Raw genomic sequence first — 22,823 nt, 5'->3', positions numbered from 1 at the left:
GAACGGGAGAGATGGGTGAGTGGCTGAAACCAGCAGTTTGCTAAACTGCCGTACTCGCAAGGGTACCGAGGGTTCGAATCCCTCTCTCTCCGCGAAGTCTAAAGAACACTAAGCGTTATTTAGAACTTCGGTAATACACACTCGGGGTGTAGCGCAGTCCGGTTAGCGTACCTGGTTTGGGACCAGGTGGTCGCAGGTTCGAATCCTGCCACCCCGACACTAAAAACCGTCTAAATCGAAAGATTTGGACGGTTTTTCTGTTTTACCCCTATTAGTACCGCAAGCTTTTCGTTTATCTAAACATAAAATAGCGAGGAGCCGCTAAAATTGCTTTCTACAAACGCGCTTATTGTTTCCACTCTGCTTACAAAGTGTTTAAACACTAGCAGTAAATTGAGCCTTACTCAGTAGATAAAGAAGATGTGGGCGAGAAAAGAGGCTTAGGGATTAGTTAATGGCACCCAATATAGATAATCAATAAGTTGGTAGTTGAAGGCTGTTTCTAGCCTTTGCTTAATAATATAATAAACCGAATTGACTGAGGCAGATTTGGAAAAGGGCGGTAATTAGTCTAATTTTGGCACTCTTCTACATAGCTCTGAGAAAATTTTGACTCTCTGTTGCTCTGGATGAATAAATTAAGAGATAAGCAAGTTTAGCTTATACTTCTAAAAATTTCCAGGTCCCGTAGCTCAGTTGGATAGAGCATCTGCCTTCTAAGCAGACGGTCTTTGGTTCGAATCCAAACGGGATCACCTTAAAAATCAATAGCTTGCAACGCCCGTTGTGAGCTATTTTTGTTTTCCGCCAGCGTAAAGTGAAAGGAGCAGCTACTATCCCGCTGACCGCTCTAAAGGTTAATGCTGAAGCTGGCAGCAAAGCGTCTGGTAGCAACAAGCTAACGACTTCTTCCATTATGCTTTACGCTCGAGTTTGTATAAATTCGGCCACTAGCTGAATTTCAAGTCCAACCAGGGCACTTTCGCAGCCGAATCGCTTAGTTATCGACATTAGTTCTGTATGCCTTTTAACTATACACGCTATTACTTATTGCTGTTTTTTTTTAGTCTATTGCAGTCGTTTGCCAATGGACAAAGCCCTTCTTTTCGGCAATTAGAGCAAAAAGTATATCAACTCAACAACGAGTTTAAGTATACAGAATCGCAAGCTTTATTACTCCCAATCTTGCAAAGTGACGCGTTTAGGCCGGATGAAAAATACCAGGCGGCACTCCTGCTTTCACATACCTACAAGCGTGTGTTCGATTATGAATCTACTCTGAAATTCTTGGGCATCGCCCGGCAGTATGCAGAAGCAACCCCAAAAAAAGAGTCTTACATAGCTACCATTCAATCCGAAGCGGCCTTTGCTTTTTTCGATACCCACGACTACAAAAAGGCTGATAGTCTGATGGATAGGCTAGAAAAAAACAACTTTAGATACATAAGCCTGGAAAATAAATCGAAGCTGGTTATGCAGCAGGGCTATTTATTGTTTCTTAATAAAAAGTATGCGGAGGCGGAAGCTACCTACGACAAAGCCATTCAGTGGATGCGGGCATCAACACCTTGCCATCTGCCAATGATTTATGTCAAGAAGATGCAACTTTATGATGCGATGCAGCGATTCGATTTACTGGATAAAGCGTTGACGCAATCAACCCATTACACAGATTCGTGCCGCATAATCAAGTACCATCTGTACGCATATGAAGAGCTGCTGCACATCTACGAGGGACGTAATAACCTGCCTGGCATTGCGCTGGTCCAGAAAAAACTGGATAGCCTTAATAAAGAATATGCGCGCGAAACCAAAATTTCCTCTCTGCACAATCAAAAGGAAGCTATTCTGATCGCCGAAAAAAATCAAAAGCTACAGCAGGAGCAGACCAATAAAAAGTATCTCACCCTCGCGCTGATTAGCCTGTTGGTTGTTGTTGCTGCGTTGCTGGGCTGGCTCTATAGCTTTCGTCGTCGACAGCACCGGATTGAAAAAGAATCCTTGCGGATTTCTTCGGAGTTAGAAGTTCAACGCTCCCAGCAGAAGCCTCTGCTTTCCGCCAAAATTGATTGGGAAAAGGAACCCTGGAATAAGCTTTCAGAGCGGCAGCAGGAAGTATTGGAGTGCCTCGCACTAGGGATGTCTAATAAAATGATTGCTGAGAAATTATTTATTTCCGAAAATACAGTGAAATACCATATCAAAAATATCTACCTACTCTTGGATATAAAAGACCGTAGAGAATTCCTTCTTATGCTCAAAAAATAGCGGACTACCCATCCGGGTAGTCTATTAAGACCTAAAAACTACTCATTCAGGTAGTAAATACGCCTTTCCAACTAGCTAGATTTGCTCTTCGGGATACGCTCTCCGTATGCTACGTTCTACTTGCTTTTCACTTAGTAAATCTACTTAATTTTGTTGCCTTCTAGCCAATCAGTTGACCTGATTGGCTTAGTTGCATCTATCATGGAAGAAAGTAGGCTTATCTCTATAGACCCCTCAATAAACCATGAAAAAAATTGAACTTTCCTATCTGATTGGCGAAGGAAATTATACTTGGTTGCATTACCCAGATGGGCAGAGATACTTAACCTCCAAGACTATAAAGCATTACGAATCCCTTTACCTTCACTTTATTCGGATTCATAAAAAGGTATTGATAAATCCGGCTTACATAAAAGAAATTAGTCTCTTGCCGGGTAGCCAGGCAAAAGCAGTTGTGCTTAAAAACGGACAAAAATTGTCAATTAGTCGTCGTCGCTGGGCCACCATCAGGCCACAGTTACAAAAAGCGGTCTAAGGTGTTTTTAACTGATAAAGTCATATGGTATAAACTAGACTTGTTTTCCCGGACAAGGTCATATAAGAAAACCCACCAGCAGAACCAGCGGGTTTTGCTCCTTATTTTGTAAAGTGAAAGCTTGAGGGCTTTGGCAATAATACATTTTTAAAACGATTAATTCCTAATTAAAAGGCCGCAAGTGCGCCAATGGTCCATTGGTAATTTGGTAAGTTATTGAAAAGTCACGGGCAAAGACATCAAGAATCCTGTGTATAAATCTTGGTTTATCAGCCTTGTAAGGTGGCTATACTGTACTAATTGTCAGACAAGAATAGCGCAAAAAAAAGATCTTCGTATTAATTCCAGGAGGGGGGAAATGAGCCAGTGGGGCAAGGTCAAGCTAGGTGAAGAGTTTCCTATTCATTGGTTCTAATTGGTATGTCCGTTTCGGCAGAATTACTTTACTCCTAACGTTTGGTCAATCAGTTGACGTAGCTCGGCCAGACTGGTTGGTTTGTTATAAATTCGCCAGATTCCTTGCTCTTCCATGCTCTCGGCTGAAAGTGCCTGCACCTGACCCGTGAGCAAGACCACCGGAATTGACGCCAACTGGGGTTGCTTTTTCAACTCTTGGAAGGTTTCCAGACCCGTTTGAAGCGGCATCCAATAATCCAGAAAAATGAGTGTAGGTAATGAATCCGTTGTTTGCAGAGCCGCTAGAAGAGCATCTCCGCTGGGAAAAGAAGTAAACGCTACGCCAGGAAAATGCTCCTGAATAACCGCTTGAAACAGGTAACTATCATCTACATCGTCGTCGGCAAGATAGATTCGATGCTTTTCGAAATTAGGACTGTCCATAACCAATATACGTTAACCATACCAAGTGAAAAGCCAGTATTCAAAAATTGAAGACAGTTTTATCTGCAAAATAACAAAAAATAAAAGGTGTCCTGACTAAATATTTAGTCGGGGCACCTTTTATCGCTTAAACGGGACTTATTCCCTAAAAAGTAAGAAATTTCTTAAGGGCTCCGGTTCTTACTCTTCGATCAAAACATCGTCCTGGGCGTTATTTGCAAAGGCGTTCGTGCTCGTTGCCTCTTCATTTAGTTTGCCGCCGAAACCGACTAGAATACCATAACCGCCGCTCCCGGCAATGCGTGTTCTTTTGACAGTAATGCTGGCTTGGTTGCCGTAAAGAGCCAGATTCGCTTTTTTGCCCGCAATAATCGAATTACTACCTCCGTTGCTAATTTCGGCGTTCTCAAGCTGGTTCTTTGCGCTGGGCGAGTGGCACAAAATACCCGTCCAGTAGGCAGTTGTACCACCAATGCCCGTGAAACGGATCTTTTGGTCGGCAGTTCCCACGGCGTTTAGATAGGCTGATTCGTTGATGATGATCACTACATCGCGGGACGACTCAATTGTAACGCCTGGACTCAGTTTCCAGCCAGTCCGCACGGCGATATCGTTCAAGAGGCGGTAGGGAGTTTTATCAGCAAAACCACCCCAGACAATTTCGTCTTTCTGACCCGTTTCGCCAATGTAAGAGCCATTGATTTCTACGACATTGCGTCCGTTACCACTTGTAAAGACCGATGCGGCGTCTAACTTGGCAACATTTTCCGTAGAAAGAAGAATGCCAGCGTCGGTATTGCCACTGAACGTATTGGCCGAAAACTCCCGCAGAACGGCTTCGTCACTCGCAAACAGACCATAACCATCATGCTGGCCGAAAAGGGAGTTTTTAATGGCCATCTGGCTGCCTTTAAACATAACCATGCCTGCTTTTTTATTGTCCAGCATAATACGGCTACCAGCGTGCAAGACTTCAACATGCTCCATCAGATTGACATTACTTTCCGAATTGAGCATAATTCCCGCCCAGTAACCTTTGCTTTGATTAACACCCACAAAGCGGATCTTTTGGTCGGCAGTTCCTTTCGCAATCAAAAAGCCACGATCGGTGATTGTAAAGGTCACGTCCCGTTCAAAAGCAATCACCACGCCCGGATTGATGGTCAGTTCATGCGAAACGGCGATGCTTTTGGGAACAATATAATCCGGCAGATTTGGGTTTACGATGCGGTCTTCCAGCACGGTTTTGACCGTAATGTCTTTGTTAAGCGTAAGCGGTTGCGCCGCCGAAGCGGTAACCAAGACTTTATCGGTGTTTGCCTTTTCGCCATTAGAAACCGTTAAAGTCAACTCGTATTCGCCAACTTCATCGGGTACGAAGGTCAGGCGGACGGTGTTAGGTACTGTTAGAGCAACGCTACTTTTTGCGGGCTTCTGGGTAATTGCCCACTGGTAAGTCAGGGGTTTTCTCTGACCGTCTTTAGAGGCACCACCGTCGAGGGTGACGGTTTGCCCCACCTGAACGGGTTGGTCAGGCCCAGCGTTAGCCACGAGTGCATCAATCGGATTGATTTCAGGGTTATCTTTTTTACAGCTGGTAACCAGGGTTAGCAATGCCAAAAAGAAAAATACGAATCTTCCCGGATTCACTAAATACCAGGAAAACGAAACTACTGGGTTTCTTGAGGTGCGCATCGATTTGTTGTTTAACGGGTAAATGAAAATAGAATAGGTAGTTGAATGTATAATTTGAGTTAACGACGCAGCCAGAACTGGCCACTGATCGGCACTAACTGGCTCATCTGGTGCAGGCAATTACTAGACAAAAGGAAGCCCGTAAATCTGCCTTTGGCTAGTTTACTGGTTTCCTGCGCTTCAATGTGCACCGCTCCCTGGGCTTGTAAACTGAGATCATGATGCGCGGGGCAGGAGGAATAAACGGCCTGATCGCGGCCATAGGTGATCAGGCTAATTCCCGGAAATAAAGAGGCTTTGTTACCGAACGGAAATATTCCTTGCCGGTTGCCGGAAACAGCGATCGACAAAAAATGATCACTCTTTGCTCCCAGGTTGATGTACCACAACTGATTGGCGCCCTGTCTGGTAAAAGTGCTGGTTTCCGCACTTTTGTACCGGTATGTTTTTTGGGCAAATGTGATGCTGATATACGTTTTATCGGACAGCGAGACAGCAGCATCAGTTTGACTTTCGAGACCCAGGCCAAAAATGAGAAATTGACTAAACATAAGCATAAACGTTATGATGCAAAGTTGGGTCAAAAAGGCTGGGAGTGCCTACGCATAACGGATTAGAACATACCTCAAACGGATTATGAATTTTACAGAACAGGCGCTTAGCAGAGGCGGCCTGATTGGGTATCGACCCTATTATTTAAGCGTAGATTGAGGCTTATCTGTTCTAATTCGACCAGAAAACCGCAATCTACGCTTAAGAAAAACGACCAGTAAAGGCTACCGAATCAGCTTGCCCGACGGTGTTGGTAGTGGGAAGGGGAAAAGCCGGTGTATTTTTTGAAGGCAATCGAAAAATGTTGGGAATGTTCATACCCCAGCCGATCGGATACTTCATCAATGGAAAGCGAGTGGTGACGAAGCAACTGACCGGCATAGTCCATGCGTAGTTTTCGCAGGTAGTTGAAGACGGTTGTGCCAAACAACTGTTTAAATCCTTTCTTCACTTTAAATTCGTTGAGTCCGCAATGGCGGCTTAGCAGGTGCAGTGAGTGCTCGGCGAGAAAATTGGTTTCCAGGTAAGCCTTGAGGTGATAAAGTTTCTCGGCTTCGTTGGCCGACATGGTTTCGGAAGCAGCGTATGGAGTCCGGAACTGGTCGATTTGCAACGCCACCAGCTCCAGCACCCGCGACTGAATCAAGAGACTACGCATGGGTCCGACAGCCCGGCAATTTTGAATATCTTCGATCAGATGACGCATCTGAGGTGTAATGGCCTGCGTACCCTTCACCCCCGAAAAAGGCCGTCCTTGCTCCAGGTTATTAAGTATTGCTTCACTCCAGGGATCGTTATGCCCGATGGAGGACATGAAAAAATTTTTATCCAGCCCAATCAAAAGCATCGACAGGTTCTGCCCGCCCTGGATTCGGTTCTGGTGGCCTGCTTCGGGCGTGTGAATGAGGTTGTGCGTCTGGCTTCGCATGGGCAATTCATGCGAAAGTCCCTTGAACCGGGAATCCAATTCACCGTCCAGCACGAAATTAACACTGATGGCATCGACGGGCGTAGGGTCGAATAAAACAAAATCCTTTTCCGTCTGCCAGCGCATGTCCATCACTTGTAGGTGTGGGAATAGGGTATTTTTCATCTGCACCTGCCCCATTTCAGGATGCCGAAAACAGGCTTCCGCATTAGTTTCAAAAGCGGGCATTACCTGCAAAGAAGGGTCGAAAATGTCACTGGCTTGTAGAACAGGTGCGGTCATCAGCGTATAGGTTAGGCATAGCTCCCCGTGCGGGATACATCAAAAATAACCTGCCGCCGCTCCGATAACGACAGATGTTTGCTGAATTGGTGTATTCGTAACGCTGACTGTTTAATTAGCTGGATGGACTGAGAAATGCTTTTAGGAGATACGATGGATTAGGCGAGCTTTGGGCTTTAGCTTGGTTCAACTTTCAAAGAGGCAGGCGAATGACCAGTTGAGTGCCTTCGCCTTCGGTTGTCTCAACTTCCAGTTGCCCCCCGTGTCCTTTGGTAACAATATCGTAGCTAAGCGACAAGCCTAAACCGGTTCCCTGACCCGTGGGTTTGGTTGTAAAAAAAGGTTGGAATATTTTCTGTTTCGCACCTTCGGGAATGCCCGTGCCATTGTCGGTCACGCGGATCTCAATAAACTGCGCCATTTTTCGGGTAGTGACCGTGACAGTGGGCGTATAGGTAGGATCGGCTTGTCGCTGCTTTTCAAGCACGGCGTAAAATGCATTGTTGTAGAGGTTCAGCAATACCCGGCCTAAATCCTGAGGAACTACTTTCACTGGCTCTAATTCAGAAGCGAAGTCGGTAACTAGCTTGACATTCACATCGGATGACTTAGCCCGCATGCCGTGGTGGGCCAGTTTAAGGTATTCATTCACCAGGGCGTTGAGGTCGGTAAGCTGTTTTTCGCCGCCACTGCTGCGGGAATGTTCCAGCATGTTCTTCACAATACTGTCGGCTCGCTGGCCGTGGTGATTGATCTTTTGCAAGTTCTGCTGGATATCGTCGGCCAATAGTAGGGCCTCGTCAAGCGAGCCGTTGCGCAACTCTTCCTGCATTTCCTCAAAAAGCTCGCGGGTTACGTCCGAAAAGTTATTGACAAAATTTAAGGGATTCTGAATCTCGTGCGCAATACCAGCCGTCAACTCACCCAGAGAAGCTAATTTCTCTTTTTGAACAAGTTGATTCTGAGTAACTTTTAAGCTTTCCAGGGAGCTTTGTAACTGGGCTGTCCGTTCTTTAACCTGTTGCTCCAGGCGTTCATTCTGACTGGCAATGATGCGGTTGCGTTCGATTTCGCGTTCTTTTTCTAACTGCTCTTTTTCGATGGCTTGCTGGGTTACCCGCTTGCGAACCAGGTTGTAGCGGTTGATCAGAGCGCCGGAAAAGAAAAGAATCAGCCAGGCAAAACAGAAGCTTTCGATGTAGCCAAAACCATCCCATAGCGATCTAAACACGGCATGTTCAAAATAGATATTCGTCAGGCGGTCGATTAGGGTAATGGTCCAAAAAACAAAAAGGGGCAGGGTGGCCAGCAAAACAAACCGGGCATCTTCCGAGCCGCGCTTCAGCATTTTCAGGGTTAGGACGATGCATAACGCGTAGACGATTCGAATCAGGAATTCGATGAGTATGACGGATTCATAAATTGGAAAAGTGGGAAAAAGGAAGGCAAAAAACTGGAAGAGATTAACAAGGGTAGTGAGAGCCAAAAAAGCTATAATGCTGTTGTTTAAGCCCTTCAAATTTGGGGCGGGCCGAATGAAATTTCGAATCGACTGAATAAAGAAAATGAAAAAGATGATAAAGAAAAAATTGGCTAGTAAGCGGAATATATAAGGTTGCTCGTCAAAAAAAGCGAGTTGGATAAGAGACGCGTTACGGTCTAAGGTGAAGAAAATCAGGCAAATGCTAAAATATAAATAAACCCGGTCTCTAATAGAAATAAAGATAAAAAGATTGTAGCAGATCGCCAGAAAGAGAATACCGATCATAATCCCGCCGAAGAAATACTCTTTCCATCCATTATCTATCTGAATCTGTTTATAAACAGACTGAATACGATGCGCTTCAGGTTGTAGTTTAGGCAGTAGAAAGCTCAGGGGCTGTTGCCAAAATAGGTTTTCAGAACGTTGGTAGATCGTGGTTTCCTGCCCCGGCAGCAGGGTTACCAACAGTCGATTCCGTTCTTTATTTCCTTTTCGGTCTGGAAGTTGGCTGCCGGGAATAAGTTCGCCGGTGCGCTGGTGCTGCCATTGCTGATGCGCGTCCAGCCAATAGATGTCCAGGTAACTGCTATAAAAATCACAGAGATACAAATTCAGCTCGCGGGGCAAGGTATTCTTGATGCGCATCCGCAGCCAGCATACGTGCGATTTCCGGCTAGGATTGTAATAAGAATCATAGTGAAACGAGGCACTTTGGCGGACTTGCTCAAAAGGCAAATCGCCCTTCACATCTTCCAGAACTTGAAAATGCGTTGTATCGAGCGTTAAGACAGTGGTATCCGTTTTGATCTCGTACAGCGGTGGCCATCCCTGCTGGGCAAATCCATTGATCACAAATCCAACCCAGAAGAGAAAGAAAAGAAGGCGGTTTTTCATAGCTAGCAATGCCGGATTCTGCTAAAGTACGTAGGACACGCAGAAACCTCGTTGAGGCATTGCATAAAAATTCGCTGAAAAAAGCATTATTCCCTGTATATCAGGCTGAACCACTAACAATTGTTGACCCTCAGTGGGATTGACCGGATATATAAACAGCCCCCTTGCTCCGAAACATGCTTCGGAGCAAGGGGGCTGTTTGGCAGTAATAACCCACAGGGTGCTTTATTCTTTTCGGTAAACCAGCGCCCGGGGTGCAGAGCCGTCGGATGGGTTGGTGCGGAACCGGGCATACAGTTGGCCGTCCACGGTATTCAAGCGGAATGAGGTCGCATTTTTATGAACGTTCAAAATATCCGGTTCCTGATAAGACGGGAAATTGCGGCCAAAGGCTTCAAAAGCTTGAAACTGGCAAGGAAGCCAGGTTGTGGCCTGGTTGGGCAATGGCCCCAGGTACGTTCTGACAGTATACTGGACCGCATCTGCCCAAACAATTTCCCACGAATCGGAAAAGAAATTGTTGATTTGAGTCGGAACTTCTGCTTTTGTTGGTTGAATTAGTTTAGCAGAATCAAAAGCGTCAAGATCCCCTTGCTGATAGCCAATAAAAAGCCACTCGCCGGCTAAATCGCGGGGCTGGTAGGTTTGGTTCGCTGGCACAACTGGTGTAGTACGGTGGTCGTTACAGGCTGTCAGCGCGCTCAGACAAAAAAACAACAGGAAAAAATAACGTTTGCAGGACATAGGATTGAATGGGTTAGAGAGGAATGTAAAACGACAGGCTTACTTCATTTCGAAACAGAATGACCGCAAAAACATGATCCCTAAATTTTCCAACAGTTGAAAGTTATACTAAAAATAATGATAAGTGAAAATAGTATAGTTATAAGCAATTAGTCATTTACCAAGTGGTCAATTCTATTTCGCGGCCTTTCCCGGGCGGTTCAGCGATAATAAAAACCATTCGGAATAAAAGTACAAGGGCGATTATTTCTGAATCCGTATCTTGCAAGACATGCTATTCACTTCGTGTCATGCCATCCATCACCCGGTTTTTAACCACCATTGGTCTGCCGCTCACGCTCCGTCAGTTTTGGCTGGCGGCGTTGCTTTTCTGGGGGGTGTTTGAGGGGACTACGTTTCTAGCGCTTCGAATTGGACAGTGGCTGGAAGGGCATCCGGTATCGTTGACGATTACCGATTTCATAAATTTACTAACGTCCTATTCCAGCAGCGTGGCTATTACACCAGTCGTCTTGTACGCCGCGCAACGCTTTCCGCTGACGGGCCATTCCAAGGGGAAATTCATCCGGGTTGTGTTGATCCACGTGCTTATTTTGATGGTCCTGAATGCCCTGATTTGCGCTTTGTTGTATGTGGTTTCGAACTGGTCTTTAGCCTTGGAATTTGGTCGGTCAAGTTTGCCCATTACCAAAGCGTATATTTGGTTTAGCGCCTCCTTGTCGGCTATGCTGGCCGAATACATGCTGCTGGTTGTGGGCTATAACATTCTGCTTTACATCAATCAGTATCGGTCTTTGCAGCAGCAGCACCTTCAGATGCAGGTAAATCACGAACAGTTGAAAGGGCAATTGGCAAACGCACAACTTCAGACGCTGAAAATGCAGTTAAATCCGCACTTTCTGTTCAATACGCTCCACACCATTGTTAGTCTGATCATTCGGAACCAGGCCCGAAAAGCCGCGCTGATGGTCACGACGTTGAGTGATTTGCTTCGGAGTGTATTGGCTCGCCAGCACGCTAATTTCATTCCTTTGCGCGACGAGCTTCTACTGACCAAGCAATACCTGTCTATTCAGGAGATTCGTTTTGAAGACCGGCTGACCGTCGAATACATCATTGATCCTGAGGTTGGAGAATGCCCCGTCCCGCAGTTGATTTTGCAGCCTCTGGTTGAAAACGCCATCACACACGGCATCGCCGACCTGACGACCGGAGCCCTCATACGCATTACAGCCCGGCGGCTGGCCGACCAACTGATCATCGATGTGTTTGACAATGGCGTGGGGCAAAATCAGCTTCAGAATACGTCGGGTACGGGTTTAGGATTAACCAACACCTTGTCTCGGCTAGAGCAGGCTTATGGCCTGAGCGCCCAATTCCGGTTTGAACAGCCACCGGGCGGGAGTACCACGGTAAGTCTGATTATTCCCTGTCATTATTCACTTGACACTTCTTCCTCTGATTATGTCTCTGTATCGCACGCTCATCATTGACGATGAGGTCGCCGCCCGCCAGGTTATCCGGGCGTTACTGGCCACCACGCCTAACGTAAGCATTGTCGATGAAGCCGCCAATGGAACCGAAGCCGTTGCTAAAATTTTGCAATACCGGCCCGATCTGATTTTCCTGGATATTCAGATGCCCCGGCTCGATGGGTTTGGGGTGCTCCGTCAGATATGGGCTGATCACCAGCCTATTGTGGTTTTCACTACCGCCTACGATCAATACGCACTCCAGGCTTTTGAGGTGAACGCCATCGATTATTTGCTGAAGCCGTTTGACGACATTCGCTTCCAACAGGCCATGAGTCGGGCGCTGAGCAGGCTACAGAGCCGCAACCAGCCGAACATTGAGCAGATGATGGCCCAACTGATTCAGGAGCAGTTTCCCGGTCCGAAGCGGGAGTATTTGCAGCGGATTCTGGTCAAAGAAAACGGCCGGATGTTCTTTGTTAACCTGAATGAGGTGAGTTATTTCGACGCCGATAGCAACTACATTACCCTGCACACCAGTACCGGAAATTACATCATCTACGATTCTCTGACTAATCTGGAAACGCGGCTCAATCCCGTAAATTTCACCCGCATTCACCGATCCTACATTGTCAACCTCGCCTTCATCCGCGAGATTGAAACCCACTTTAACGGCGACCACATCGTTAAACTCGAATCGGGAGAAAGTTTAAAATGGACCCGTAGCTACCGCGATAACCTTCGCGCTTTTATCAGTCGCAATGAATAAGCAGCGCCGTTTTTCTTCCAGAACAGAGACAGCAAAAATGCTATATCCAATTCGGCTATATCTTGTTAACTGCTTGAAATTAGTATGTTTGCGGAGGCCGAGCCTAATCAAAAAAGTTTGTGAGCAAAAGCGTTTTTTTCAATTATGGGCTTCGTAAGTAGAGTCCTGCAACCGTCTGGTATTCCGTTAACTACCCGCCAATTCTGGTGGTATGCCTTCTTGTACTGGATTTTTTTTGGCATGATCTGGTATAGCCAGGCCACCATGGTTTGGCTGCTGACGCCCAACGGTCGGATGTATTATACGGAGACCTTATACTGGCTCATTGAATTGCTCTACTGGTGGGGAGCCACGCCTTTGATTATTTATTTCGCCCAGCGTTTTCCGCTCCAAAATTACCGGAAGTCCTATAAATTGATTGGCCACCTGCTGATTCATTTGCTCATTGTATCGGTGTTGTACGCCTTTGAGCTAGTGATCGAATATTCGCTTTTGGGGGCCGCAATGGCCTATGAGCGGGGAGATCAGATTACGCTACGGCGGGTTGTAATGGTCTTTTTCATGAGTTATGGTACTGCCTTTGGCCAATATATGTTGCTGGTCGTTTGTTACAATGTCCTGATCTACGTGTACCGGTTTCAGTCCTTGAAGCAGCAGCATTTAAGCACCGAATTAACCAATGCGCAGCTCAAAGGACAGTTGGCCAATGCGCAACTTCAGACGCTGAAAATGCAGTTAAATCCGCACTTTCTGTTCAATACGCTCCACACCATTGTTAGCCTGATGATTTGCAACCAGACCAAGCGGGCTACCCTAATGGTGGTGACGCTGAGCGATTTGTTGAGAACGGTGCTGGCCCGCCAGGAAGCGAATGCGCTGGAATTGCAGGAAGAGTTGCAGCTAACCAAACAATACCTGGCTATCCAGCAAATTCGCTTCGAGGATCGCTTAAAGATTGAATATGCCATTGAACCCGGCACGGAGCGTTGGCCGGTTCCGCAACTGATCCTGCAACCACTGGTGGAGAACGCTATTACGCACGGCATCGCCAACCTGGCTACCGAAGCGCTGATTCGAATCTCGTCCCGACGCTGCGCTGAGGGCGTAGAAATCGAGGTTTTCGATAACGGTTTGGGGGAGAAAAAAAAGCAAAGTACAAGCGGTACGGGATTGGGTCTGTCTAACACCCTGTTGCGCCTGGAGCAAATGTACGGGCAAACAGCTCACCTCCGTTTTGAACAGCCCCCAGGTGGAACGACTACCGTGAGCGTGCTAATTCCAGATTTAGCCACTTCTGAGCATAAAGCATACTGATCGCTGCTGTTGTAAATTTTTTACAGAACTCGCTGCGTAATTAGTGAAAACGTTTAAAAAGTATTAGAAGCAGACAAAAAGCGTAAAGAAATCGTCCAGACAACTCTCTAAATTTGACATGTTTGGTTTTATAGAAAAACGAAATTGTGAGCAAAATCCCTGCACTGTCTCGGTGCAGGGATTTTTTTGTTACTAGTTGGCTAAGAGGAAATTAAAAATTGTAATAAAAGATTTTTAAATAGTAGAAATCCATTCTTTACTGAATGACGTATATTGGGTTAAGTTAATTATAGTAATTATTTAGAGAGACTTGTTGGTATTACTCAGATAATAGTCTAACTCATTGTATGTAAATTCATTGGCTTATGCGTTGCCTACAATTAAATCCTGATGAAATTCAGCAGTTGAGACAAATCATTCAGTCGCCAGGTGTTAACCAGAACTTAGCTCTTCGTTGCCGATGTGTTTTGTTGCACTCCCATGGCCTGACGGTTACAGAATTAATGGAGCTTTTTCAGGTAAATCGGCGGACGGTTTATAATTGGTTGAACCGATTCAAACAGGGTGGTCTGGACCAACTGGTTGATAAGCCGGGGCGGGGCAAAAAACAGAGCCTGATTCCTGAAACCATTCTTCAAGGCTTGAACCATCGTTCGCAGGAGGTAGGGCTTAAACAGGCCTACCGTGAAATTAGCCTGCACCAGCCGCTTTCGGTCAGCGTTGACACCATTCGGCGGCGCCTTCAGTCGGGTTTGCAAAAGTGATCTCATGAACTCTCTTTCACAGAAAGAGTAGTTGGCCGCGGAAAAGCTCTTTTGTAGAAAGATCAATAAATCATTCATTCAATCTACAGAAAGTAGCTTAAAACAAGGGCCATTTGGTACAAGAGCAAACCATGAAAAAGTATGTAATCACGGCAGCCGCCACGCTATTAATGGCTGCTTTTACAGCTCCAACTGCGCTGAACGTACGCAAGGAGGTTACCGATGCGGGACGTCAGCTGGTGCTGGCCGATCAGGCACGCAAAGGAACGGATCGAATTCCTCATTCCACTAAACCCGACGGATCGGCCAACGACCGCGAAACCAGTTGGTGGACTAGTGGCTTCTTCCCCGGCAATCTCTGGTATGTTTATGAATATACAAAAGATCCTAAATACCGGAAACTAGCCGAAAAGTGGACCGCTCCGCTAGAAAAAGAGCAGTATAACACCCGCACCCACGATTTGGGCTTTATGCTGTATTGCTCGTACGGGAATGGCTACCGGCTTACCAAAAATCCGAAGTACCGCGACATTATGATCCAGGGGGCTAATTCCCTGGCTTCCCGTTTTGATCCGAAAGTAGGGGTAATCAAATCCTGGGATAAATTCGGTACATACAATTATCCGGTCATCATTGACAACATGATGAATCTGGAATTTTTGTTCTGGGCGTCCAAAGCAACGGGTGATCCGTCTTTCCGTAAGATTGCGGTTACCCACGCGGATAACACCATGAAAAACCATTTTCGGGCGGATAATAGCAGCTTCCACGTGGTTTGTTATAACCCCGATGGCAGCGTGGCAGCGCAGAAAACCCACCAGGGTGCCGCCGACGAATCGGCCTGGGCGCGCGGGCAGGCGTGGGGCCTGTATGGCTACACGGTTATGTACCGCGAAACAAAAGACAAACGTTACCTGACCCAGGCGCAGAAAATTGCGGATTATTTCCTGAGCCATTCTAATTTACCGGAAGACAAAATTCCTTATTGGGATTTCAATCGGCCGAACGAAGAACGGGATGCCTCGGCAGGGGCCATTACCGCATCGGCACTACTAGAGCTGAGTCAGTATAGCAAAGCAAAACAAAAAACCTACGTTCAAGCGGCTGAGAAGATGTTGCAGAGTTTGTCGTCTGCGTCCTACAAGGCGAAGCTGGGCGATAATAACCAGTTTGTCCTGCAACACAGCGTTGGACACAAACCCGGCAAATCGGAGATTGACGTGCCGCTAGTGTACGCGGATTATTATTTCATTGAGGGCCTGATGCGCTACGAAAAAGTAAAAGCGGGCAAGCGCCTGTTTATCTAAGCAGAATTAATAAACAAAAAACCCGAGGCTGATGAAGGCTTCGGGTTTTTTGTTTGATCCTTGTATAAATGGTAAGAAAAGGACGTCTTTATAAGACAAAAGCCGGCTCAATACCGGCAATTTAAGACGCTAGAGGTTCAAAGTCCGAGGAAGGTTCTTTAGCAACACTCTATTTACAGATGTACTAAGTGATGTATACTAGAGCAAATTACCTGTAATGGTCCTGATTCCCAAAGTGTTTTTGATTGAACGGTAGCCAAGTTCAATAGGATCATGTAGGAAAAGAGTTTATGCTGGTGCTAATAAGTACATATTTGTTTTCCAGATCGGTTATAATTGTATAACTCTAATTTATAATGTAATATCCTTTAGTTATCAGACACAAAAGAAAAATCAGCAATCTTTGTCTTACCCAAACGGGAAAACAGTACGATTTGTGAAGAAAGGCTGTTTGGGAAGCGGAGGCCGAAAAGCTTATGAGTAGGCATAATTAAACAACACACCATCATGAATACGTTCAATTTAAATCAATTCGGAGTAGAGGAGTTATCGACAGCGGAAATGATTCAAGTACAAGGTGGTACTAGCACAACAACGTCGAATGGATGTGGCACCTGCGGGAGCGGAAACGGAAGCAGTTCCAACTCTAGCTGGAACCGGGGCTTTTTGGGTCTTGAACTGAATTTAAACCTGGACCTGAGTCTAAATTTTGAATCAAACAATCAATATAATTCAAGCTCTAGTTTAGCCTCCTGTTAAGGACTGAGCAAAAATTTCGAGTAGCAGGTGCAGTAGGTTGATTAAGAAAAGCAATTCGCTTCTTGATCAACCTACTGCTTTTTTAGGTTAGGATGGCCTGTGAAAAGCGTTATCGAGACGTATAAACAAAGGGAAAAGCAGCCGATGTAAATTGATTAAGCGTGCTTTCATTCTTGGGAGAGCCGTGATAATGGCTGTACTGAATGGTGTATTGGTGCTTGCCCGGTTGAAAAGCGTAGGCTTTATCCAGGCGCGTTTTGGTGGTAATGCTTTTGCGAGGTTGCAAAAGAACGAAGTCTGCGGCGGTGGGCGTTCGCCTTTTTACCAGAACACCCGTGTAGTCGAGTGGTTTACCTTTTTTCTGAATTTGGAACACGTTATTGAGCAACTTGCCATCAAAGCAAATATCTATTTTATTCAGATAAATGGGTTGGCCCGACTGGTTCGTAAACGTCATGGTTGCCCACATTTCTGTACCAATCTGCTTGGGTGCCAGCTTGATCAGTAAAGGTTTTTTGGCGGTTTGGTGACTCATCAAAACCAGCATAAGTCCTAAAAGGGGGGCAAGCGTTAGCCATTTTTTCACCATGTTGACGTGTGTTTTGCGAATTTGAACAGAGTAATTGGTATTGAATTGTACAGGCAAAACGCACAACAACGGGGCTTGTTGTTTAGAACATATGAAATGTTTAAGCCGCTTTCCGTTCCAGGCGTTTGAATCTATATCCTTAGTAGATGAGTCAGCAGCGAATCAGTAAGCCTAAATGAGGTTGATTTTTAGAGGTTTTAACTGGAAGAAATGCCAGTTAACGTATATGGCTGTAACCGAATAGTTAATTTTTAATCAGCATTTTGTCCTGTCGTCTAAATTTGCTGCGTTAATAGCGAACAAACAGCAAATGCAAGCGATAAGTAAAAAAGGAACAATTGATAGTCAGGGGTTTAAGTTAGGTTATATCATTGAAGGGGAAGGAATGCCTGCTTTAGTCATTGGTAGTTCCGTCTATTATCCCAGAACATTTTTGGGGAATATCCGTGAACACCTAAAGCTTATTTTCATCGATCACCGTGGGTTTGTGCCGCCGCCCCGAGAACTCGCACCTGAAGATTATCAGTTGAATGTGCTGCTGGCCGACGTTGACCGCATCAGAAAGGAATTAGAACTAGAAAATGTGCTGGTGATTGGCCACTCGGGGCATGCGTTTTTGGCATTAGAATATGCTAAAAAATACACTCAGCATGTCTCGCGCGTGGTGATGATTGGCGTTAGCCCCAACTACAGTGCTGCCACGCACCAGGCTACGGCAGCTTTTTTTCAGACCCGGGCTACGCCGGAGCGGAAGCAAGCTTTCGACAAAAACATGGCGCTGTTACCCGCCCAAATTGAGGCAGCTCCCGAACGCCGTTTTGTGGCTTTTTGCGTTGCTGCCGGGCCGCAAAGCTGGTATGACTACCAATTTGACGCCACTGCTTTATGGCGTGGCGTTTATACCAACATGCAAATTATTGATCATGTCTGGGGTGCGATTTTTCGGGATATTGATATTACGGAGGGATTGGCTGATTTTGATAAACCCGTGTTGTTACTCCTTGGCAAATATGACTTCCTGACAGGGCCTCCTACCTTATGGGACTCGGTGCGGGGACGATTTAATGATCTGACTATAAGTGTGTTTGAAGAGAGTTCGCACACGCCTCAGTATGAAGAGCCCGACTTGTTCAACCAAACTTTGCTGCGTTGGCTCGGGGTTCCGACTCATTAAGTAGAAAGAGAAAAACCCTAATTAAGATTTTGATTGGAGAAAATCTTAATTAGGGTAAAGCTGTTTTTTAAATCTATTGAGGCTCAACGGCTTTGGGATCCATGTAGAAAAATTCCCAATGATGGCCGTCCAGGTCCTGGAAGCTTCGGCTATACATAAAGCCTTGATCTATAGGCTCTGCATAGGTTGTTGCTCCGGCTGCAATGGCTTTATCGGCGAGTTCATCGACTTGTTGCCGGTTGTCAGCGGTCAAGGCAATGATGGTTTCCGCAGTGGTGGAAGTATTGTTCAGCTCTTTTTTGGTAAACGATTGAAAAAACGGCTCTACCAAAAGCATAACATAGTTATCGTCGCCAACGACCATGCAAGTGGCCTTTTCATCGGTGAATTGAGGGTTAAACGTAAAGCCGAGTTTCGTAAAAAAGGCTACAGATTGATCTAAATTCTTAACGGGCAGATTGACAAAAATTTTAGTCGCCATATGCTTACTGGGTTTGAGTTAGTAAGACAAAGGTAGGGCTAGTTTGTGCCTTGGGAGGGGGGCTGGTCCGACATTGTATAGGGTATTTGCGACAATTATTGAGGGTGGTTCCGCTGAAAATAGTATCATGCTTATTTAAGCCCTGGAGATATTAGTTAGTAGTAAGTTATAGCCTTGATTAATGGAAGAAATGAACGTCTACGACATAAGGTAGGCTTATTCTACTATGGGAATGTTCACTATATTAGTAATTGATAAGCCTGCTTATTGCAGTTGTCTTAGCAGGCTGAAAAAATACGGGCACAAGCTTCCTCCGAAGCGTGGGTTTATTTCAAATATCTTTGGTACGCCATCTTTTATTTTATAATCGATGCAACACAGCCCCTCAAATCCTATGGCATTCAGTACACGGGTAAATTCGGGCAAGTAGCGCGGTTTTACGATATGTTTGCTTATCTGTCTTTCGGTGCCCTGCACGTAAACCGGGTTAGAGTAGCTGTAACGAATGGTAATGCTTGCAACCACTTTGCCGTTTTTAAAAACGATATGTCCAGCATATTCTTCATGGCCTGCTATAAGTTCCTGTTTAAAATAGTCGGGGCAGTTAAGCATGTGCAACCAGGTAGTTTCATCAACACTGCTTTTTATAATGTGGGTGTTGCTGCTGTACTCACCAGTATTCTTTTTAAGGATGTATGGATAATGCCCACCTTTGCCCGGTAAAAAATGACCCAGCCCGGCTTTGTGCAAGGCTTGTGTAAAAAGGTCTTTTCGGTGGCAGGTTTCTATAGCCTGGTAAGAGGGTAGCGGTATAAGGGTTTGGTTAATTACGTCCCGTTCATTATGGCATACAAGCAAGTCTTCTATGGTTATAGGGATTACCATATCGTAGCGAGCAAAATCAGTATCGGTATCAAAGGTTGCAAATTCCAGCGCTATGTTGGTGCTTTTAAAGTTTTTTTGGGTGAGGCGGTTTCTATACGAGCCTTTATCGGTAAGCAGTATAGTATAGCCCGAAAAACGCTTTTTAGGGAAAAGTATTTTTTCTTTCCGGCAATAAGCTTCGGTAATCACCAGCGATTTTAATTTGGTATACGATTCCCGTTGTAGCAGTTTCTTTAAACGTTGGCTTGATTTGGTAAAATTCGTCATTCAGCTAAAAATTATTAGACATAAGAAGTGCAGGAGAAAATGAAGTAGATTTGGAATAATTGGGTGCTATCCTATCTTTTGCAATCAAAATTTGTGAATTAGCAGACAAATATAACAAGTTGTAGAAAAAATATATGCCTGTTTAATGTAGGCGTACCTCTTGCCTGAGGCTAGATTTGGCCAACATCAAATCGGCGCAGCAGCGCGATGTAGTTATTATTAAGCATACAGGATGATGCTAGATCCAAAAGCAATGGGCCGAGTAGCCGTTGCCTTCTAATAAAGTAAGAGCCGCTTTAGAAAAGGTTTTCGGTCTTGGAAATAGTCAAGCTCGTGGGTAGTAACCTATCAAGTGCAAAGCGATACCGAAAGTTAATTCAGCAGTAAACGTAATCAAGACCATACAGAATAAGGAGCGCTAAAGTAGGCTATATACGTTTATTGCCAGATTCCCAGCTAGAGAAAAATAGCTAGGTATTATTTGATAATTAGCTACTTTAATCTGTTCAATAATTTTTTATCAGACACAATTTGCCCTATATTGTGCAGCGACTCCAAAAGTGAGCTAATTATTTATCTATCTACTAAGAAAAATACTTAACGTATATGGTGAATTATACCATCAATCCCAATGGTATTGCCAGTGAACATTTCCCTGATGAAACCATCATCATCAACCTACCCAAAGGCAATTACTATAGCTTGCGAGGAACGGGTCAAGTAATTTGGAATCAATTGGAACAAGGAGCTGGAACAACGCAGATTCTTGAGGTACTTTTAAATCAATACAGCACAACTGACGAGGTGGCTCGTCCCTCCCTGACCGCCTTTCTAAGCACGCTTTCCCAGGAGGAATTAGTTAAAGAAACCGCTTTCTCGCCAGCAACCGCAACGTCAGATTTGAGTCCAGTGTCTTTCAAAGGAACATTTGTGGCCCCCGCTTTAGAGGTGTACACGGACATGCAGGAACTGTTGATGCTGGACCCAATTCATGAGGCGGATCCAGACAAAGGGTGGCCTTACAAAAGCAACGCCTAGCCGCCGAGTAACCAATGAACGTCTTACTTAAAAGTGAAGTCGCTTCTTTTCTGGAAGCAACTCGGCAGCGCGTGGAAGATGCCAAGGATGTGCAGCGATCTTCCTATTCTTTTGACTGGGCAAATCATCGGGTTGGGGTCGAGCTAGTTGGCATTGAAGATACGGCCTTTTTCACCGATGCAATTGCCCATCGGCTGACGGCGGCGGTTGGCTCACCAGAACTTATGATTTATGTGGTTGATGACAGCCAGGCCCAGGCCATTTTACCAGAGCCTTTCTGGGACCCAGAGGATTTAGATCCGTATGGCCGCTTGCAAGGTCTTGATGAAGGTGAGTTTGCCGAGTACAGTTCATTTAACCAGGTATTTACGGTAATAAACCGGAAAGCGGGTTTATGTGTCATTTGGGTACGTGATGTGGCTAGCCTGCCTGAATGGGAGCGTAGCTTCCCTTTCCGTACTGTGCTTTACCAGTGGTTTAAAAACAGTTCATTCTTATTTGTGCATGCGGGTGCGGTGGGCAACGAAAATGGGGGTGTTCTGCTGACGGGTAAAGGAGGGATGGGAAAATCAACCGCAACCCTATCTTGCCTTGGCAGTGAGCTTCGCTACGCAGGGGATGATTTTGTGATGATTGATACCGAAAATCTGGAAGTCCACAGTTTATACAATGTGGCTAAACTGGAAGCTTCGAACCTGCACCGGTTTCCCCATTTGGTTCCTTTTATTAGCAATAAAGCGTCATTACCACAGGAAAAAGGCCAGGTATTTCTGCATTTCTGCAACCCCGGCAGCTTGATTCTGCATTTTCCGATCAAAGCCATTTTCCTGCCCCGGTTTACCGGCCAGGAGACCACGGCACTTCGTCCGGCTACGAAAGCAGAGGCGCTACGAGCTTTAGCTCCATCCACCATCGGCCTCTTGAAAGCAGAAACCAGTTTATTCGCCCAGATCGCCCGGTTGGTGCACCAATTGCCCTGCTACTGGATTGAAACGGGTACGCAGCTAGAGACAATTCCAGCAACAATTTTTCACTGGCTCAACGAGCATAAAGATGCCTGAACAACTACCTTTCTTAAGTGTTATCATTCCCGTTTACAACGCTGAGCGCCACCTGGCGGCGGCCATCAAAAGTATTCAGGACCAGCAGTACCCAGCCCTAGAGATTCTAGCTATTGATGATGGCTCAAGCGATAAGTCCGCAGAAATACTGCGGTCTTTTCCCGAAGTAACCTACACCTATCAGACCAATCAGGGACCTGCCGCCGCCCGCAACCGGGGGATCCAGCAAGCCAAAGGTGAATTCATCCTTTTTCTAGACGCAGATGACTATTTTCCTGCTGGTAAAATTCAGCAGCAACTAGCTTATTTCGAACGGGATCCTACCCTTGAGGCTGTGGTGGGGAAATCGCAGTTCATTTTTGAAGAAGACGCACAGACGGATGAATTTCGTTTCCCCGATGAAACGCATCAGGTATTTAACGTGCTGGTCGGTTCAGGAATTTATAGAAGATCTGTTTTTGAAAAGATAGGCTTGTTTGATGAAGGGCTACGATTCAGCGAAGACTTCGACTGGTTTAATCGCATTCGTGAGAAAGAAGTAGCGATGCTATTAACGGACGACATTACGCTTTTCTATAGACGACACAACACGAACATGACCCGGGATACCGACAGCATGAGAGTAAACGCCCTACTAATGATCAAACGCTCTTTGGATCGCCGCCGGCAGGAAGGAGAAATGCGTGAGTTGCCAAAATTTTCTGAACTCAAAGCTTAATCCT

Annotated in this window: 20 protein-coding genes and 3 tRNA genes; 14 read left to right on the top strand and 9 right to left on the bottom strand. The window is 45.6% G+C overall.

Annotation, left to right across the window (positions count from 1 at the left end):
- Nucleotides 1–5: 5 nt before the first annotated feature.
- The 5 genes from L0Y31_RS19530 (at nt 6) to L0Y31_RS19510 (ending at nt 2,803) form a co-directional block, all read left to right on the top strand.
- Nucleotides 6–92 (top strand) — tRNA-Ser (locus L0Y31_RS19530).
- Nucleotides 93–142: 50 nt separating this feature from the next.
- A tRNA-Pro gene (locus L0Y31_RS19525) sits at nt 143–217 on the top strand.
- Nucleotides 218–681: 464 nt separating this feature from the next.
- Nucleotides 682–755, top strand: a tRNA-Arg gene (locus L0Y31_RS19520).
- 265 nt (nt 756–1,020) lie between these two features.
- Entirely contained in the window at nt 1,021–2,268 is a 1,248-nt protein-coding gene (locus L0Y31_RS19515; RefSeq protein ID WP_234734763.1) for a helix-turn-helix transcriptional regulator, read from the top strand.
- 244 nt (nt 2,269–2,512) lie between these two features.
- Complete coding sequence (locus L0Y31_RS19510; protein WP_234734762.1) at nt 2,513–2,803, top strand: LytR/AlgR family response regulator transcription factor; 291 nt, start codon at nt 2,513–2,515, stop codon at nt 2,801–2,803.
- A gap of 438 nt (nt 2,804–3,241) precedes the next feature.
- On the opposite strand, the gene L0Y31_RS19505 is transcribed toward L0Y31_RS19510, so the two are convergent.
- The 6 genes from L0Y31_RS19505 to L0Y31_RS19480 all read right to left on the bottom strand — a co-directional run bounded on the left by L0Y31_RS19505 (nt 3,242) and on the right by L0Y31_RS19480 (nt 10,221).
- Nucleotides 3,242–3,643 (bottom strand): response regulator, encoded by a 402-nt coding sequence (locus L0Y31_RS19505; RefSeq protein WP_234734761.1) that lies wholly within the window; start codon nt 3,641–3,643, stop codon nt 3,242–3,244.
- A 180-nt stretch (nt 3,644–3,823) separates the two neighbouring features.
- Nucleotides 3,824–5,338, bottom strand: coding sequence for a PKD domain-containing protein (locus L0Y31_RS19500; RefSeq protein WP_234734760.1), 1,515 nt, complete (start codon nt 5,336–5,338; stop codon nt 3,824–3,826).
- 59 nt (nt 5,339–5,397) lie between these two features.
- Nucleotides 5,398–5,889 (bottom strand): hypothetical protein, encoded by a 492-nt coding sequence (locus L0Y31_RS19495; RefSeq protein ID WP_234734759.1) that lies wholly within the window; start codon nt 5,887–5,889, stop codon nt 5,398–5,400.
- 233 nt (nt 5,890–6,122) lie between these two features.
- On the bottom strand, nt 6,123–7,100 hold the full coding sequence (locus L0Y31_RS19490; protein WP_234734758.1) for a helix-turn-helix transcriptional regulator: 978 nt from the start codon (nt 7,098–7,100) through the stop codon (nt 6,123–6,125).
- A 193-nt stretch (nt 7,101–7,293) separates the two neighbouring features.
- Nucleotides 7,294–9,477 carry a sensor histidine kinase gene (locus L0Y31_RS19485; protein WP_234734757.1) on the bottom strand — a complete coding sequence of 728 codons (2,184 nt, stop codon included), beginning with the start codon at nt 9,475–9,477 and terminating at the stop codon, nt 7,294–7,296.
- Nucleotides 9,478–9,702: 225 nt separating this feature from the next.
- A complete protein-coding gene (locus tag L0Y31_RS19480) occupies nt 9,703–10,221 on the bottom strand; it encodes a hypothetical protein (protein WP_234734756.1) in 519 nt (172 codons plus the stop codon).
- Between the two features lie 290 nt (nt 10,222–10,511).
- Here L0Y31_RS19480 and L0Y31_RS19475 point away from each other — a divergent pair, with 290 nt between their 5' ends.
- From L0Y31_RS19475 to L0Y31_RS19455, 5 genes are all read left to right on the top strand, one after another.
- Nucleotides 10,512–11,714 (top strand): sensor histidine kinase, encoded by a 1,203-nt coding sequence (locus L0Y31_RS19475; protein ID WP_234734755.1) that lies wholly within the window; start codon nt 10,512–10,514, stop codon nt 11,712–11,714.
- Entirely contained in the window at nt 11,686–12,462 is a 777-nt protein-coding gene (locus tag L0Y31_RS19470) for a LytR/AlgR family response regulator transcription factor (RefSeq protein ID WP_234734754.1), read from the top strand. The genes L0Y31_RS19475 and L0Y31_RS19470 overlap by 29 nt, the downstream gene beginning before the upstream one ends.
- 144 nt (nt 12,463–12,606) lie before the next feature.
- Nucleotides 12,607–13,776: a sensor histidine kinase gene (locus tag L0Y31_RS19465; protein ID WP_234734753.1), complete on the top strand. Its 1,170-nt coding sequence runs from the start codon at nt 12,607–12,609 to the stop codon at nt 13,774–13,776.
- A 365-nt stretch (nt 13,777–14,141) separates the two neighbouring features.
- Nucleotides 14,142–14,540, top strand: a complete 399-nt coding sequence (locus tag L0Y31_RS19460) for a helix-turn-helix domain-containing protein (protein ID WP_234734752.1) — start codon at nt 14,142–14,144, stop codon at nt 14,538–14,540.
- A gap of 131 nt (nt 14,541–14,671) precedes the next feature.
- On the top strand, nt 14,672–15,847 hold the full coding sequence (locus tag L0Y31_RS19455; protein WP_234734751.1) for a glycoside hydrolase family 88 protein: 1,176 nt from the start codon (nt 14,672–14,674) through the stop codon (nt 15,845–15,847).
- Nucleotides 15,848–16,715: 868 nt separating this feature from the next.
- Here the strand turns inward: L0Y31_RS19455 and L0Y31_RS19450 are convergent.
- A complete protein-coding gene (locus L0Y31_RS19450; protein ID WP_234734750.1) occupies nt 16,716–17,195 on the bottom strand; it encodes a hypothetical protein in 480 nt (159 codons plus the stop codon).
- Nucleotides 17,196–17,505: 310 nt separating this feature from the next.
- Between L0Y31_RS19450 and L0Y31_RS19445 the strand changes: the two genes are divergently transcribed.
- Entirely contained in the window at nt 17,506–18,369 is an 864-nt protein-coding gene (locus L0Y31_RS19445) for an alpha/beta fold hydrolase (protein ID WP_234734749.1), read from the top strand.
- A gap of 73 nt (nt 18,370–18,442) precedes the next feature.
- Here the strand turns inward: L0Y31_RS19445 and L0Y31_RS19440 are convergent, their stop codons facing one another.
- Both L0Y31_RS19440 and L0Y31_RS19435 read right to left on the bottom strand, forming a co-directional pair.
- Nucleotides 18,443–18,850: a VOC family protein gene (locus tag L0Y31_RS19440; protein ID WP_234734748.1), complete on the bottom strand. Its 408-nt coding sequence runs from the start codon at nt 18,848–18,850 to the stop codon at nt 18,443–18,445.
- Nucleotides 18,851–19,114: 264 nt separating this feature from the next.
- A complete protein-coding gene (locus L0Y31_RS19435; RefSeq protein ID WP_234734747.1) occupies nt 19,115–20,002 on the bottom strand; it encodes an ATP-grasp domain-containing protein in 888 nt (295 codons plus the stop codon).
- A 606-nt stretch (nt 20,003–20,608) separates the two neighbouring features.
- Here L0Y31_RS19435 and L0Y31_RS19430 point away from each other — a divergent pair.
- Genes L0Y31_RS19430 through L0Y31_RS19420 form a run of 3 tightly spaced genes read left to right on the top strand, consistent with a single transcriptional unit; the run spans nt 20,609 to nt 22,819 of the window.
- Nucleotides 20,609–21,040: a PqqD family protein gene (locus L0Y31_RS19430; RefSeq protein WP_234734746.1), complete on the top strand. Its 432-nt coding sequence runs from the start codon at nt 20,609–20,611 to the stop codon at nt 21,038–21,040.
- A 14-nt stretch (nt 21,041–21,054) separates the two neighbouring features.
- Nucleotides 21,055–22,101, top strand: coding sequence for a phosphoenolpyruvate carboxykinase (ATP) (locus L0Y31_RS19425; protein WP_234734745.1), 1,047 nt, complete (start codon nt 21,055–21,057; stop codon nt 22,099–22,101).
- On the top strand, nt 22,094–22,819 hold the full coding sequence (locus L0Y31_RS19420) for a glycosyltransferase family 2 protein (protein WP_234734744.1): 726 nt from the start codon (nt 22,094–22,096) through the stop codon (nt 22,817–22,819). Before L0Y31_RS19425 ends, L0Y31_RS19420 begins: the two co-directional genes overlap by 8 nt.
- Nucleotides 22,820–22,823 lie beyond the last annotated feature (4 nt).

The sequence above is a fragment of the Tellurirhabdus bombi genome (assembly GCF_021484805.1).
GTDB classification, from domain to species: domain Bacteria; phylum Bacteroidota; class Bacteroidia; order Cytophagales; family Spirosomataceae; genus Tellurirhabdus; species Tellurirhabdus bombi.
Note: the sequence above shows the minus strand (reverse complement) of the source record. Positions and strands in the feature narration are given on the sequence as shown.

Excerpts from the sequence above, each read along its gene's own strand:
- L0Y31_RS19485 (WP_234734757.1), bottom strand. The coding sequence starts at position 9,477 with ATGAAAAACCGCCTTCTTTTCTTTCTCTTCTGGGTTGGATTTGTGATC.
- L0Y31_RS19460 (WP_234734752.1), top strand. The coding sequence starts at position 14,142 with ATGCGTTGCCTACAATTAAATCCTGATGAAATTCAGCAGTTGAGACAA.
- L0Y31_RS19465 (WP_234734753.1), top strand. The coding sequence starts at position 12,607 with ATGGGCTTCGTAAGTAGAGTCCTGCAACCGTCTGGTATTCCGTTAACT.
- L0Y31_RS19445 (WP_234734749.1), top strand. The coding sequence starts at position 17,506 with ATGCAAGCGATAAGTAAAAAAGGAACAATTGATAGTCAGGGGTTTAAG.
- L0Y31_RS19425 (WP_234734745.1), top strand. The coding sequence starts at position 21,055 with ATGAACGTCTTACTTAAAAGTGAAGTCGCTTCTTTTCTGGAAGCAACT.
- L0Y31_RS19435 (WP_234734747.1), bottom strand. The coding sequence starts at position 20,002 with ATGACGAATTTTACCAAATCAAGCCAACGTTTAAAGAAACTGCTACAA.
- L0Y31_RS19495 (WP_234734759.1), bottom strand. The coding sequence starts at position 5,889 with ATGTTTAGTCAATTTCTCATTTTTGGCCTGGGTCTCGAAAGTCAAACT.
- L0Y31_RS19430 (WP_234734746.1), top strand. The coding sequence starts at position 20,609 with ATGGTGAATTATACCATCAATCCCAATGGTATTGCCAGTGAACATTTC.
- L0Y31_RS19500 (WP_234734760.1), bottom strand. The coding sequence starts at position 5,338 with ATGCGCACCTCAAGAAACCCAGTAGTTTCGTTTTCCTGGTATTTAGTG.
- L0Y31_RS19450 (WP_234734750.1), bottom strand. The coding sequence starts at position 17,195 with ATGGTGAAAAAATGGCTAACGCTTGCCCCCCTTTTAGGACTTATGCTG.
- L0Y31_RS19475 (WP_234734755.1), top strand. The coding sequence starts at position 10,512 with ATGCCATCCATCACCCGGTTTTTAACCACCATTGGTCTGCCGCTCACG.
- L0Y31_RS19455 (WP_234734751.1), top strand. The coding sequence starts at position 14,672 with ATGAAAAAGTATGTAATCACGGCAGCCGCCACGCTATTAATGGCTGCT.
- L0Y31_RS19480 (WP_234734756.1), bottom strand. The coding sequence starts at position 10,221 with ATGTCCTGCAAACGTTATTTTTTCCTGTTGTTTTTTTGTCTGAGCGCG.
- L0Y31_RS19505 (WP_234734761.1), bottom strand. The coding sequence starts at position 3,643 with ATGGACAGTCCTAATTTCGAAAAGCATCGAATCTATCTTGCCGACGAC.
- L0Y31_RS19515 (WP_234734763.1), top strand. The coding sequence starts at position 1,021 with ATGCCTTTTAACTATACACGCTATTACTTATTGCTGTTTTTTTTTAGT.
- L0Y31_RS19490 (WP_234734758.1), bottom strand. The coding sequence starts at position 7,100 with ATGACCGCACCTGTTCTACAAGCCAGTGACATTTTCGACCCTTCTTTG.
- L0Y31_RS19420 (WP_234734744.1), top strand. The coding sequence starts at position 22,094 with ATGCCTGAACAACTACCTTTCTTAAGTGTTATCATTCCCGTTTACAAC.
- L0Y31_RS19470 (WP_234734754.1), top strand. The coding sequence starts at position 11,686 with ATGTCTCTGTATCGCACGCTCATCATTGACGATGAGGTCGCCGCCCGC.
- L0Y31_RS19510 (WP_234734762.1), top strand. The coding sequence starts at position 2,513 with ATGAAAAAAATTGAACTTTCCTATCTGATTGGCGAAGGAAATTATACT.
- L0Y31_RS19440 (WP_234734748.1), bottom strand. The coding sequence starts at position 18,850 with ATGGCGACTAAAATTTTTGTCAATCTGCCCGTTAAGAATTTAGATCAA.